The sequence below is a fragment of the Actinomyces slackii genome (assembly GCF_900637295.1).
Classification (GTDB): domain Bacteria; phylum Actinomycetota; class Actinomycetes; order Actinomycetales; family Actinomycetaceae; genus Actinomyces; species Actinomyces slackii.
In genome coordinates, this window is record NZ_LR134363.1 from 2772614 (window position 1) to 2786613 (window position 14000).

The 14000-nt window shown below is 72.9% G+C and carries 10 protein-coding genes; 2 read left to right on the forward strand and 8 right to left on the reverse strand.

The window, feature by feature from the left end; translation table 11 throughout:
* Positions 1-11: 11 nt before the first annotated feature.
* From ffh to EL266_RS11460, 5 genes are all read right to left on the reverse strand, one after another.
* Complete coding sequence (gene ffh / locus EL266_RS11440; protein ID WP_026427930.1) at positions 12-1673, reverse strand: signal recognition particle protein; 1662 nt, start codon at positions 1671-1673, stop codon at positions 12-14.
* Between the two features lie 185 nt (positions 1674-1858).
* Positions 1859-3772 carry a [protein-PII] uridylyltransferase family protein gene (locus EL266_RS11445; RefSeq protein WP_051281428.1) on the reverse strand — a complete coding sequence of 638 codons (1914 nt, stop codon included), beginning with the start codon at positions 3770-3772 and terminating at the stop codon, positions 1859-1861.
* Positions 3769-4107 (reverse strand): P-II family nitrogen regulator, encoded by a 339-nt coding sequence (locus tag EL266_RS11450; RefSeq protein WP_026427931.1) that lies wholly within the window; start codon positions 4105-4107, stop codon positions 3769-3771. The genes EL266_RS11445 and EL266_RS11450 overlap by 4 nt, the downstream gene beginning before the upstream one ends.
* 3 nt (positions 4108-4110) lie before the next feature.
* The gene (locus tag EL266_RS11455) at positions 4111-5442 is read right to left on the reverse strand and encodes an ammonium transporter (protein WP_026427932.1); all 1332 of its coding nucleotides are present in this window, start codon (positions 5440-5442) and stop codon (positions 4111-4113) included.
* A 181-nt stretch (positions 5443-5623) separates the two neighbouring features.
* Entirely contained in the window at positions 5624-6349 is a 726-nt protein-coding gene (locus EL266_RS11460) for a TetR/AcrR family transcriptional regulator (RefSeq protein WP_026427933.1), read from the reverse strand.
* A gap of 91 nt (positions 6350-6440) precedes the next feature.
* Between EL266_RS11460 and EL266_RS11465 the strand changes: the two genes are divergently transcribed.
* A complete protein-coding gene (locus tag EL266_RS11465; protein WP_026427934.1) occupies positions 6441-7481 on the forward strand; it encodes an ABC transporter ATP-binding protein in 1041 nt (346 codons plus the stop codon).
* Positions 7478-8299 (forward strand): ABC transporter permease, encoded by an 822-nt coding sequence (locus EL266_RS11470; protein ID WP_051281429.1) that lies wholly within the window; start codon positions 7478-7480, stop codon positions 8297-8299. Before EL266_RS11465 ends, EL266_RS11470 begins: the two co-directional genes overlap by 4 nt.
* A gap of 78 nt (positions 8300-8377) precedes the next feature.
* On the opposite strand, the gene ftsY is transcribed toward EL266_RS11470, so the two are convergent.
* From ftsY to smc, 3 genes are all read right to left on the reverse strand, one after another.
* Entirely contained in the window at positions 8378-9577 is a 1200-nt protein-coding gene (ftsY, locus tag EL266_RS11475; RefSeq protein ID WP_026427936.1) for a signal recognition particle-docking protein FtsY, read from the reverse strand.
* Between the two features lie 106 nt (positions 9578-9683).
* Positions 9684-10073 carry a hypothetical protein gene (locus EL266_RS11480; protein ID WP_232012026.1) on the reverse strand — a complete coding sequence of 130 codons (390 nt, stop codon included), beginning with the start codon at positions 10071-10073 and terminating at the stop codon, positions 9684-9686.
* Between the two features lie 254 nt (positions 10074-10327).
* Positions 10328-13993 (reverse strand): chromosome segregation protein SMC, encoded by a 3666-nt coding sequence (gene smc, locus EL266_RS11485; RefSeq protein WP_232012027.1) that lies wholly within the window; start codon positions 13991-13993, stop codon positions 10328-10330.
* Positions 13994-14000 lie beyond the last annotated feature (7 nt).

The following is a 14000-nucleotide window of genomic DNA, read 5'->3' on the forward strand; positions in this document are numbered from 1 at the left end:
CTGCCGGGCCCTCAGATCCCCAGGTGCCGGCGCAGGTCCTCGGGAAGGGCCGCCATGGCGTCGGCGACCTCATCGCCACTGGGCTGGGCCTGCTGCGGGGCGGCCTGCTGGCCCTCGGGCATGATCCCGTAGGAGCCGCCCAGGCCGAAGGCCGATCCGGCCGCCGGCGCCGCGGGCGCCTCCTGCTCGGCCCTGGCGGCGGCCTCCTTGGCCTGGCGCGCCGCCTTGGCGGGGTTGCCCGAGCGCCCCTTCTTGCCGCCCTTGCCCTTCTTCTTGGCCTTGGGGGCCTGGCGAGCCTTGGAGTGCTTGCCCATGCCCGGCAGGGACCCCATGCCGGGCATCCCTCCCCCGGGCCCGCCCGGGCCGCCCATTCCGCCGGAGGCCATGGCCTCCATCATCTTCTTGGCCTGCTCGAAGCGATCGACCAGCTCGTTGACCGCCTGGACGGTGGTTCCCGAGCCCTTGGCGATGCGGGAGCGGCGCGAGCCGTTGAGGATGGACAGGTCCTTGCGCTCGGCCGGGGTCATGGAGCAGACGATGGCCTCGATACGGTCCACCTCGCGCTCATCGAAGTTCTCCAGGGCGTCGCGCATCTGGCCCATGCCGGGCATCATGCCCAGGAGCTTCTTCATCGAGCCCATCTTGCGGATCTGGCGCAGCTGGCCCAGGAAGTCCTCGAGGGTGAACTCGCCCTTGGCGAGCTTGGCGGCGGCATCCTCCGCCTCCTGGCGGTCCATGGTGCGCTCGGCCTGCTCGATGAGGGTCAGCAGGTCGCCCATGTCCAGGATGCGACTGGCCATGCGGTCGGCGTGGAAGCGCTCGAAGTCCCCCAGCCCCTCACCGGTGGAGGAGAAGAGCACCGGGGCCCCGGTGACCCCGCGCACCGACAGCGCCGCACCACCGCGCGCGTCGCCGTCGAGCTTGGACAGGACCACGCCGGTGAAGCCCACGCCGTCGCGGAAGGCCACCGAGGTGTTGACGGCGTCCTGACCCACCATGGCGTCCAGGACGAAGAGGATCTCGTGGGGGGAGACCGCGTCGCGGATGCGGATGGCCTGGTCCATCATCTCGGCGTCAACGCCCAGGCGCCCGGCGGTGTCCACCACGACGACGTCATAGCCGTTGGCCCGGCCGTGCTCCGCGCCGCTGCGGGCCACCGCCACCGGGTCGCCCACGCCGTTGCCGGGCTCGGGGGCCCACACATGCACCCCGGCGCGCTCGGCCACCACGCCGAGCTGGGTGACCGCATTGGGGCGCTGCAGGTCGGAGGCCACGAGCAGGACGCGCTTGCCCTGGTCGCGCAGCCACCGGCCGAGCTTGCCGGCCAGGGTGGTCTTGCCGGCGCCCTGGAGGCCGGCGAGCATGATGATGGTCGGCCCGCTGGGCGCCCAGTTGATCTCGCGGGTGGCCCCGCCCAGGACCTCGATGAGCTCCTCGTTGACGATCTTGACGACCTGCTGGCCGGGATTGAGCACCTGGGAGCGGGCCGCATCGGTGGCCTTGTCGCGCACAGCGGCGGTGAAGGCGCGCACCACGGGAAGGGCGACGTCAGCCTCCAGAAGGGCACGGCGGATCTCGGTGACCGTCGCGTCGACGTCGGCCTCGGTGAGGCGTCCCTTGCCGCGCAACTGGTTGAAGGAGGCTGTGAGCCGGTCGGAGAGGTTGCCGAACACGCGGTGTCCTTCCTCGGGCGCCCGTGGCGCCGGGTGATAGGTGACAGCGCCCGACGGCGTGGACGGCGGTGGTGCGCCCGCCGTGGGCATGGCTGCTGCTCAGGATACCGGTGAGGGACGGCCCGTCCCCACTTCGCGGCGTGCGCCCCCTCACGCCGAGCGGCTCACCGCTGACGCCGGCGGGCTCACCCCAGGGCCCGGGCGAGAGCGGCTGTGGACTGGGCGACCAGGCTGGCGCGCCATGGGCTCCAGGCCCGCGGCCCGGCCGCGCGGGCATCGGCCTCGGTGAGCACGGTCAGCTGCGCGAGTCGTCGCAGCGCCGCCGGCCCGGTCCCCAGCGCCTCGCGGGCGGCGTCAACCGCCTCGGCGCATCCGGGCGCCTGTCCCGCCGCGGTGGCCAGGAGCAGGTGGTGGCGCACGAGGAGCGCGATCTCCTGGGCGTCCCTCTCCGCAATGCCTAGGACCTCCCACAGCGCGGGCAGACGCTCCACTCCCGCTGCGGCGTGGGCCTCCCCGAGGACCCCTGGCGCCTTGCCCAGGTCGTGCACGACCGCGGCAAGGAGCAGGCATCGGCGCCACTGCGGGGCCTCGACCGCCTGTGGGGCCGCCAGCCCGACGGCGCCCAGGCTCTCGGACAGACCGGGGTCGTCGAGCAGCTCCCCTGCCAGGGCGGCGGTGCGCACCATGTGACGATCCACGGTGTAGAGATGGATGGGGTTGCGCTGGGGGCGATTGCGGGCCTCGCGCCAACCGGGGAGCCATCGTGCTGGCAGGTCGGCCAGGTCGAGGTCCTCCCAGACCCGGATGAGCTCCTTGCCCGTTCCCAACAGGTCGACGAACAAGTCCAGGGCGGTGGCCTGCGCCCCGGGCCGGGCCGGCAGCTCGCTCCAGGGGGCGGTGGGGACCGGGCAGCGCGCCAGGCTGCGCCGCGTCACGGCAGCCACCGGCAGGCGGCGCGAGGCGGCGACCAGAGCCACCCTCAGGGGCAGCACCGGGTCCTCCTCGGGCGCGGCGTCGTTGGACAGGACCACCTCCTGATCCAGGATGGCCACTCCCGCATCGGGGCTCTCGAGAACCGGTGCGCTGCGGCGGCCGAAGCGCACGAGGGTCAGCGGCCGCCGGGCCGGTCGAGCCGCCCGCAGCGCAGCCCGCATGGTGGTGTCCAGGGCGGAGGCGACCTCACGACCCGCCTCGTAGACGCCTCTCAGAAGGGCGTCGCGGGGTTCCTCACCGCCCGACGACCCGCCCGATCCGGTGATGCCGAGCCGCTCGGCGACCTCGTCGTGGGCGGCTGCGAGGAGCTTGCTCGTGGGCCTGCCCGTGACCAGGGCCAGGGCATCACGGGCATTGAGGAGCGTGTCGACGGCGCGGTCGAGCTGGCCGTGGGGCCTGTCGGCCAGCGAGGAGGCGGCCAGGGCCTCGATGAGGACCGCGTCGCGCAAGCCGCCGTGGGCCTCCTTGAGGTCAGGCTCGATGAGGGTGACGAGGTCGCCGGCCATCTCGGCGCGCTCGGCCGCGTCCCGGGCCAGGTCGGGCAGGCGCTTGCGGGTGGCGCGCCGCCAGTCGCCAAGGAGCATCGCGGCGCAGTCCTGGGTCAGGGACGCGTCGCCGGCGAGGTGGCGCAGATCGAGCATCCCCACGGCCGCCGGCAGATCCCCGCCGGCGACCTCGCGGACCTGCTCGATGGTGCGCACCGAGTGGTCCAGGGCGATCCCGGCGTCCCACAGGGGGTACCACAGGCGCTCGGCCAGGGCCGCGACGGTGGCGGCGTCCAGGCGCGCCGCGCGGGCGGCGCCCGGGGAGGCCGGGGCGTGCAGGAGGACCAGGTCCAGATCGGAGGCGGGGCCGGTCTCGCGGCGGGCCAGGGATCCCACGCAGGCCAGGGCCAGCCCGGGAACGACGGCGTGCCCGAGGCCGTCGTCGTCCACGAGGCCGACGGCCCCGCAGGCCTGGGCCCACAGCGAGACGATGGAGGCCTCGACGTCCTGGCTCAGGGTGCGCCGCCACCCCCGACCCGCCTGGGGCGTCCAGGGCCGGGGGTGGGGGTGGCGGCGCGCTGCCAGCGCCGGCGAGAGCGGCCGAGCAGCGGATGGCCTCATAGGGCGGCCTCACCACGCTCGCCGGTGCGCACGCGCACCACCTCCTCGACGTGGGTCACCCAGATCTTGCCGTCACCGATGCGCCCTGAACGGGCGGCGTCGGCGATGGCGGCCACGGCGTCGGACGCCGCGTCGTCGGGGGTGAGGACCTCGATGCGGAGCTTGGGCACGTAGTCCACCTGGTACTCGGCGCCGCGGTAGACCTCGGTGTGGCCCTTCTGCCTGCCGGCGCCCTGGGCCTCGGAGACGGTCACGCCGTGGAGGCCGGCGGCCTCCAGGGCCGCGGTCACGGAGTCGAGCTGGTAGGGCTGGATGATGGCGGTAACGAGCTTCATGACTCAGGACTCCTTCGCGGACGGGGTGGTGGTTGAACCCGGGGCGTGGCCGCGCCGCGGCAAGACGGTGGCCAGGCGCCCCGCGGTGAGGGACTCGTAGGCGGACTCGCTGTGCTCGGCCTTGTCGGCCCCGATGTGCTCGGCGTCGGCGCTCAGCCGCCACCCCTGCCCGATGAGCGAGACGATGAACCAGCACAGGGCCGTCATGACCAGGGAGAAGACGATTGCCACGAGGGCGACGAGCACCTGGACGATGAGCTGGCTGAGGCCGTGGCCGTAGAGCAGCCCGGAGTCCTTGGCGAGGAAGCCGACCAGGACGGTGCCCACCAGCCCGCCGACGAGGTGCACGCCCACGACGTCGAGGGAGTCGTCGTAGCCGAACCTGTACTTCAGGCCCACCGACACGGCGCACACGGCGCCGGCCACCAGTCCCAGGATGATGGAGCCCACGGGGGTCAGGCTCCCGGCCGCGGGCGTGATGCCGACCAGGCCCGCCACGATGCCCGAGGCCGCGCCCAGGCTGGTGGCGTGACCGTCACGGATCCGCTCGACCGCCAGCCAGCCGAGCACTGCGGCGCAGGTTGCCACCGAGGTGTTGACCCAGGCCAGGCCCGCGTTGCCGTCCGCGGTGAAGGCGCTGCCGGCGTTGAAGCCGAACCACCCGAACCACAGCAGGCCGGCGCCCAGCATCGTCAGGGGCAGGTTGTGGGGGCGCATCGGCTGGGTTCCGAAGCCGCGACGCCTGCCGATGGCCACCGCCAGGAAGAGGCCGGCGATGCCGGCGTTGATGTGGACCACGGTGCCGCCGGCGAAGTCGATCGGCTCGGCGATCGAGGCGAACCAGCCTTCGCCCGACAGGGCTCCACCGCCCCAGACCATGTGCGCCATGGGGAAGTAGGACAGGGTGACCCACAGGGGCACGAAGCTCATCCAGGCGCCGAAGCGGGTGCGGTCGGCGATGGCCCCGGAGATGAGGGCGACGGTGATGATCGCGAAGGTCATCTGGAAGGCGACGCCGACGATGACGGGCACCCCGAGGCTGTCGAGGACGAACTCGCCTCCGTCATCCATCATGGTGCCGCGAAGGCCCAGCTGGGTCAGAGGGTTGCCGAGGATCCCTGCGATGTCTGTGCCGCCGTAGGACATGGACCATCCGTACAGGACGTAGAGAACGCCGATGATGGCTGTGGAGCCGAAGGACATCATCATCATGTTGAGGACGGACTTCGACCGGCTCATGCCTCCGTAGAACAGGGCGAGTGCGGGAATGGTCATGAGCAGCACGAGTGAGGCGCTCATGAGCATCCACGCGGTGGCTCCGGTGTCGAGTGCCATGGGGACTCCCTTCAGAGGGTGCGACGGGATTCGCACGAGGGGAAGTCAAGGCCACCGGTGTTGCCCGCCCACTGCACGGCGATGACATGCGCGTGACACTCCGCGGGCCGGGATGTCGGGCGTGTTTCCGATCGGTCGGCTGGGTCAGCAGAGTCGGCAGAGTCAGCAGGGCCGGCGCGGACTACGCCGGCGCCTCCTCGCCACCGGCGCGCCAGTCGCGCTCGAACTCCGCCAGGCGCTCCTCGACCAGCGGCAGGTGCTGGGCCCGCTCCAGGAGCTCGGAGAACTCATCGGCTGACAGGCCGCCCAGGGCAAGCAGTCGCGCCTTGCCGGCGGCGAGGAGGCCGGCGTCGAAGGCGCTGCTCCCGGCGAGCGCCAGGACCGCCGCCCCCTGATCCAGGGCGGCCAGGAGGGCGCCGACCTGCTCCCTGTCGAGATCGTCCTCGGCGGTGACGCCGCGCTGGCCGTGAACCGCCCGCACCGCCTGGGTGACCAGGGCCTGGCCCGTGATCAGGGGGTCGAGGCGTCGCGCCATCTCAGCGCTCAGGGTCTCGTCCCTGGCCGCGACGGCCGTGAACTCCAGGGTGGCCAGAGCGAAGTTCCGAGTCATGCGCACCGCGTCGTCATCGCCGGACAGGTCCATCGAGTTGAGCTCGAACAGGGGCCTGGCCCCCGTGGCCAGCGCCTGCTCCATGTTCATGTCCATGACCGCGAGGAAGAGCTCGGCCTTGTTGGCGAAGTTGGAGTAGACCGCCCCCTTGGAGAAGCCCGCCGCGCGCGCGATCTCATCGAGCCGCGCACCGTGGTAGCCGTCGCGCGCGAAGGAGGCGCGGGCGGCGAAGATGATCGCCTCGCGGGTCTGCCTCTGACGGTCCCTGCGGCTGATCGGGTCGGGAAGATCGCTCACCCGCCGATCCTACCGGCGGCGAGGGATTGCGCCCCGAGACCAACTCAGATACTCTCGGTATCCACATATCGCGAGTATCTGAAAGGTGATCATGTCCTCATCCAGGTATGCACCCAGCTTGACCATCACCGGCCTGACACGCCGCTTCGGCGCTGTCACCGCCAACGACTCCATCGATCTGAGCGTTGAGCCCGGCAGCGTGGTCGGCCTCCTGGGCCACAACGGCGCCGGCAAGACCACCCTCGTCTCCCAGGTGGTTGGCCTGCTGCGGCCCGACGCCGGGGATATCCGCGTGGGAAGCCTCGACGCCATCGCCCACCCCGCCGCCGCGCGGCGCGCCGTCGCGCTCCAGCCCCAGGCGCAGTCCCCCATCGACGGGCTGACCCCGCGCGACGCCGTCGAGATCGCCGCGCGGATGCGGGGCCTGTCCGCCCGCGACGCCCGCGCCGCCTCCCTGGCCCTGGCCGAGGAGCTGGACTACGGGCCGTGGCTGACCCGCCGCGCCCTGCCCGAGGGCGGCGGGCTGTCCGGAGGGATCCGCAGGCTCGTCGGATTCGCCATGGCCGCCGTCGCCCCCACGCCACTGCTCATCCTCGATGAGCCGACCAACGACGTCGACGCCTCGCGCCGCCGACTCCTGTGGGACGCCGTGCGACGGCGGGCCGATGCCGGGACGGGGGTCCTCCTGGTGACCCACAACGTGATCGAGGCCGACCAGGTGCTCGATGAGGTCACCATCCTGGATCGCGGCCGGGTGGTCGCCAGCGGCACGCCCGCGAGCCTGCGAGGCAGCGAGGGCACCCTGCGGCTGGAGCTGCACCTGACCCCCGGAGCGCAGGCTCCCCTGGACACGTCTTCCCCGACGGCGAACCCTCAGGATCCCGAGACCTCCGCCATCCCCTCCCTCCCGACTCGACCGCTGCGAGCAGTCCGCACCGGCCGCAGGCTCCTGGTCACGATCCCTGCCGGGGATGCCGTCGCCTGCGTCGACTGGGCCTCCGGTCAGCGCCAGGCCGGCGTCATCGAGACCTACACCCTCAGCCCGAGCAGCCTGGAGGACGCCTACCTCGCCCTCACTGAGGCGCCCGAGGCCGACCACAAGGACAAGACCAGCGAGGAGATCGCCGCATGACCACCATGGCCTCACCATCCACCGCCCCCAGCGCATCCGCACCCGCGGAGGCGGGCCGCCGTCCGTCGGCGAGTCATCCCGGCGCCTGGAGCCTCTACCGCACCGTGCTGCGATGGAATCTGCTCTCTGTCGGGCCGATGCTTCCCGTCGTCATCGTGCTGCAGGTCTTCATGGCGGCAGGGATCATCCTCGGATTCGCCCTGCTCATCCCCGGGATCGACGACCTTCCGGACATGGCCCTGCACATGTCCACGGGGGCTCCCACCATCCAGCTCCTGATAGTCGGGCTGGTCATGGTGCCCCAAGCCGTGGCGACGGCGCGCAATAATGGCACCTTCGCCTACATGCGCGCCCTGCCGGTGCCGCGCCCGATCCTCCTGGCCGCCGACCTGACCGTGTGGATGGTGGTGGCGCTACCAGGCCTCGCCGCCTCCATGGGTGTCGCACTTCTGCGCTTCGACCTGTCCCTGGACCCGACCTGGCCGCTTCTCATCGGCGCGGCACTGCTGGTGAGCATCATGTCCGCCGCGGTCGGCTACGCGATCGCGGTGACACTGCGCCCCGTGATCGCACAGGCGGCCACCCAGGCACTGGTCTTCTTCATCCTCCTGTTCTCACCCGTCACCTTCCCGGCCTCCCACCTGCCCCGGTGGCTGGAGTCGGCCCACGACTGGCTTCCCATCCGCCCGGCGGCCGACCTGCTGCGCCTCGGCCTGGCCTCGGGCGACTACACCTGGCAGACCAGAGATCTCATCATCCTGCTCGTGTGGACGGTCGTGAGTATGGCGATCTGCCTGCGGGCGCTGTCGCGGCGGTGACGACCTCAGACCCGACAGACCCGACAGCACGTCGCCGGCCCCGCGGAGCTCGCGGGGCCGGCGATCGGCGTGGGGAGCTCAGCCCAGGAGAGCGTCGACGAAGCCCTCGGGGTCGAAGGGGGCCAGGTCGTCGGCGCCCTCCCCCAGGCCCACGAGCTTGACGGGCACGCCCAGCTCCTTCTGCACGGTCACGACGATCCCGCCCTTGGCGGTGCCGTCGAGCTTGGTCAGCACAATGCCGGTGATGCCCACGGCCTCAGCGAAGACCTGGGCCTGGCGCATGCCGTTCTGCCCGGTGGTGGCGTCCAGGACCAACAGGACCTCGCCCACGGGGGCGACCTTCTCCATGACCCGCTTGATCTTGCCCAGCTCATCCATGAGGCCGGCCTTGTTCTGCAGGCGGCCGGCGGTGTCGACGACGACGGCGTCGGCCTCCTGCTCAGCGGCGGTGCGCACGGCGTCGAAGGCCACCGAGGCGGGGTCGGCCCCCTCCCGCTCGGAGCGCACCACCTCCACGCCCACGCGCTGGCCCCAGGTGCTCAACTGCTCCGCGGCGGCGGCGCGGAAGGTGTCAGCGGCGCCCATGACGACGCTCTTGTCCTGGGCGACCAGGACGCGGGCGAGCTTGCCGCAGGTGGTGGTCTTGCCGGTGCCGTTGACCCCGACCATGAGGATGGCCGCGGCCGGAGTGCCGGCGATCTCCGCCCCCTCGGCGGCGGCAGGGCGCTCCAGGTTGACGGAGCGGTCCAGGTCGGGGTCCACCAGGGCCAGGAGCTCGGAGCGCAGGACGGCGCGGATGGCCTGAGGGTCGGAGGTGTCCAGGACCTTGGCCTGGGTGCGCAGCTCCTCCATGAGCTGGGTGGTCACCTCGATGCCCAGGTCCGAGGTCAGCAGAGTGTCCTCGATCTCCTCCCAGTCGGCCTCGGTGAGATCGCCGCGCGACAGGACCGACAGCACGGCCTTGCCGAAGCCGCCGGCACCGGCCAGGCGCGCCCGCAGGCGCTGCATCCGGCCGGGGATGGACTCGGGGGACTCCAGAGTGGCGGTCGTGGCCGCGGGCCGGGCCTCGGGCTCGGCGCCGGGCTCCTCTCGCTCCCCGACCTCCTCGGCGGCCTGACCCTCCTGCCCCTCCTGGGGGAAGAGATCCTCGATGCTGGTGGGCTTGTGGGCGCTGAGGTCCTCGGGGAGGTCGCCCTGCCTGCGCCCGACGTAGAGCCAGAGGCCCCCGGCCAGGGCCAGGACGACGAGGACTGCGATAACGATGAGGATCAGGTCCATGGCCTCATCATGCACGATCAGCGCCGATGGCGTGGGGGAACGGGTCGGGGCGCCTCAACCCCGTGCCAGTAGCGGGGCGCCCATGGGTGCCGGATCGACGCGCCCCTCAGCCCTCGACGGCCTTGCCGTGCTGAGGCGACCTGGCCTTGGCCCTGCGCGCCTCCTGGCGCCGTGCCTCGAACTCCTGGGCCCGGGTCCGGGCCGAGCCCGTGGCCCGCTCCGTGGTGTCCAGGGCCTTGTCAACGACGTCGACCAGGCCCTGGAAGGACTCCGTGCGGGTGTAGGCCGAGGGGCCCTCCCGGGTCATGAGATCACTGAGACGGGCCTCGGGGGACACCACCTCGACGTCATCCTCATCCTTGTTGCGAGCATCCTGGACCAGGCCGCGAATGCGGGCGGGCCAGGTTCTGATCGGGTAGCGGTCCGCGACGACCAGGCCGAGAACGAGTAGCCCGACCGCGGAGACGATGGCAAGGGGAATGATCATGGCGCCCATAGGCTGGATTCTGCACTGATCGCAGTCAAAACCCAAGCCTTACGCACCGATGTCATGCAATAGACAGCCGATCCTGATAAATCCCTGACCTCTGGGTTGGCCACGCCTGAGTAACGGCGCGGACCTTCCAGCGTTTGAAGACCTTGCGCTCAGGCCACCCTCAGCGCCCGGGGCGAGAGGGCCGCAGCGCCCCCAGATGGCACGGCACCCGTGTCTATGGGCGTCCCGCATGTCGGGATCGCCGACTCACCGGCTCACCGGCTCGCCAGGCGCTGCGAGACGGCCTTGGTCACGCCCTCGCGCATGGTGATGCCGTAGAGGGCGTCGGCCACCTCCATGGTGCGCTTCTGGTGGGTGATGATGATCAGCTGGCTGGAGGCCCGCAGCTCGGTGAAGATCTCCAGCAGTCGCCCCAGATTCGTGTCATCCAGGGCGGCCTCGACCTCATCCATGACGTAGAAGGGCGAGGGCCGGGCCTTGAAGATCGCGACCAGGAGCGCCACGGCCGCCAGGGACCTCTCCCCTCCTGACAGCAGGGAGAGGCGCTTGACCTTCTTGCCCGCGGGCCGGGCCTCGATGTCGATGCCCGTGGTCAGCATGTCACCGGGATCGGTGAGCACCAGGCGGCCCTCGCCGCCGGGGAAAAGGCGGTCGAAGACTCCGGCGAACTCCCGGGCGGTGTCCTCGAAGGCCTGGGCGAAGGCCTCCTGGACGCGGGCGTCGATCTCCTCGACGATGCTCAGGAGGTCATCGCGCGAGCGCTTGAGATCGGCCAGCTGCTCGGCCAGGAACTGGTGGCGCTGCTCCAGGGCGGCGTGCTCCTCCAGCGCCAGGGGGTTGACCTTGCCCAGGCGGGCCAGGTCCTTGGTGGCCTTGGCCAGGCGCCTCTCCTGCTCGGCGCGCGCGTAGGGCCGTCCGGGGCCCGCGGCGCCGGCAGGCCGCTTAGAGGGGTCCTGGGCCTGCCCGTCCTCATCGTCGTCCTGCTCCTGGCCGACCTCGGGCACGGGCATATGCGGCCCGTACTCCTCCACCAGTGCCTCGATCTCCAGGCCCAGCTCGTTCATGGCCCGCTCCGTCAGGGCCTCCAGGCGCATGCGCTGCTCGGCTCTGGCGACCTCCTCGCGGTGGGCCGCATCGGTCAGGCTCGCCAGCTCCTTGGCCAGGACGTCGATCTCCTCACGGATCCCGGCGGTGGCCTCCATGGCCCGGGAGCGCTCAGCCTCGATGGAGCTGCGCTCGTCGGCCGCCTCCTGGGCCCAGGCCCTGGCGGCCTCGGCCACCGCCCGGGCCTGGTCGCGCACATGCGTGGCAGCCTGGGCCTGCGCGGCGCGGGCCGCCGCCGCCCGGGCCGCTTCCTGACGGTGCTCGCGCTCCCTGCGGGCAGCGGCCCGAAGGGACTCCGCCCGGCCCTTGCTGGAGCGCTCGCGCTCCTCGGCCGTGCGCAGCGCCAGTCGCGCCTCGGTCTCCGCCGAGCGGGCCTGGCGGGCCTGGTCGGAGGCCTCGTCCCTGGCCCGCCGTGCCTCATCCACCCGGGCCTCCAGATCCCCACCGGTGGGTCCGCCGATCTGATCGGGCCCGCCCGCGGCGCCCTGCTCAATCTGCGCCAGGGCGGTGGTGGCCGCGGCGAGCTCGGCCCTGCGCTGGGCGGCCTCGGACTCGGCGCGCTGAAGGACCCGCTCGGCCCGGCCCGTCTCCTCACCGGCGGCATGGGCCGCCGAGGTCAGGCGCGCCATGGCCTCGGCGGCGCGCGCCGCCTGCGCATCGGCCTGGCGCAGCGCCGCCAGGGCCTGGGAGACCTCCAGGCGCGCGGACTCCTCCTGGGCCCGGGCCGACTCCAGGGCGGCGTCGGCGGCCGACTCCGCCTGCGATGCGGCCTGGGCCTCGGCCTGGGCCTCGTCGTGGGCGGCGGAGAGCTCCAGGACCGAGGAGGAGCCCCGCCCGGCCCCCGCCACCCATCCGGGGGCCAGGACCTCACCCGCCCGGGTGGCCACCACCGCATGCGGGTCCGCCTCCCTCAGGCGGTGAGCGGAGGGGAGGTCGGCCACCACCCACGCCCCCGCCAGGAGGTGGGCGATCACCGGGGCCAGTCCCGGCTGCGTCGTGCTCACCAGGCCGGCCGCCGCCAGCGCTCCAGCAGAGTCGGCCTCCGGCTCGGGGGCGGCGGCATCGGGCGCATCAGGCGCGCCGGGCACAGCGGGCACATCGTCACCGCTGACCACCAGGCGCACGGCGCCGCTGTCATGGCTCCGCGCCTGCTCCAGGGCGCCGCGGGCGGCCTGAGGGCCCAGGGCCAGGCCCGCCCCGGCCAGCTCGCGCAGCAGGGCGGCCACCGCGTTCTCCCAGCCCCGCTCCACGCTCAGGTGCTCGGCGAGCGGGCCCGCCAGTCCCTCGACTCCCGCCTCCAGGAGCGCGGCGGTGCCGTCCTGGCTGCGCAGGGACAGGGCCAGGGTGTCTCGTCGGGATGTCCAGGTGGCCCGGTCGGAGGCGGCCTCGCGACGGGCATCGGTGGCCTGGGCCACCGCCTCGCGGGCCGCGGCCAGCTCCTGGGTGGCGCGCTCGTGGTCGGCGGCGGCCCTGGCGGCCTCGGCGGCCTCGGGGCGGGCCTCGTCCCTGCCCGGGGCCTGGTCCTGCCCGCCGGCCGCCTCCAGCGCGGCCAGGGCCTCCTCCTCGCGCTGGCGGGCCTCGGCCAGGGCGGCCTGGGCCTGCTCCAGTGCCGACTGGGATGCCTCATGCCGGCTGCGGGCCGAGGCCAGGCGCCCTCCCGCCCGGGCCAGGGTCTCGCGGTGCTCGGCCTGCTGACGCTGCGCGGCGCTCAGCGCCTGCTCGGCGGCCCTCTCCTGCTCCTCGGCCTCCTGGCGCTCTCGCGCGGCGTCCCCCAGGGCGCTGCGCGCGGCCTCCCGAGCATCGGCCAGCTCGGCCTCCTCCTCGGCGGCCGACTCGGCGCGGCGCTCCAGCTCCTCGGGGTCGGTTCCCTGGGCGGGGGCGGGGGCGGCGGCCAGGAGGCGCACCCGCTCGGAGGCCACCTCGGCCAGTGATCCCAGGGACTGGGCGGCCCCGGTCAGCTCCTCCCACACCGCCGTGGCGCGCGTCAGGCGCTGGGCCGAGGTGGTCTCGACGGCGGCCAGCTCGGCCAGGCGCGCCCGGGCGGCGGCCTCGGCGGCCTCGGTGGCCTGGCGGCGGGCGGCCAGGGCCGTGGAGTCCTCCTGGCCCGCCTCCAGCAGGGAGAGGGCCTGGACGACGTCGTCGGCCAGGAGACGGGCCGAGGCATCGCGAACCTCGACCTGGATGGAGCGGGCCCGCCGGGCGACGGCGGCCTGGCGGGCCAGCGGCCCCAGCTGGCGGCGCAGCTCCTGGGCCAGGTCGGCCACGCGCGCCAGGTCGGCCGCCATGGACTCCAGCTTGCGCAGGGCCCGCTCCTTGCGCTTGCGGTGCTTGAGGACCCCGGCCGCCTCCTCGATGAAGCCGCGGCGGTCCTCGGGCGTGGCCGACAGGACGGCGTCGAGCTGGCCCTGCCCCACGATGACGTGCATCTGACGCCCCAGGCCCGTGTCGCTCAGGAGCTCCTGGACATCCAGGAGGCGGCACTGGGTGCCGTTGATCCGGTACTCACTGCCCCCGCCGCGGAACAGGGTGCGGGTGATGGTGACCTCGGTGTAGTCGATGGGCAGGACGCCGTCGGCGTTGTCGATGGTCAAAGAGACCTCGGCGCGCCCCAGGGCCGGGCGCGAGCCCGCGCCGGCGAAGATGACATCCGCCATGGACCCGCCGCGCAGATTCTTGGCGCCCTGCTCGCCCATCACCCAGGTCAGCGCATCCACCACATTCGACTTGCCCGAGCCGTTGGGCCCCACCACGGCGGTGATGCCCGGCTCCAGGCGGAGGGTGGTCGACGAGGCGAAGGACTTGAATCCCTTGATCATCAACGTT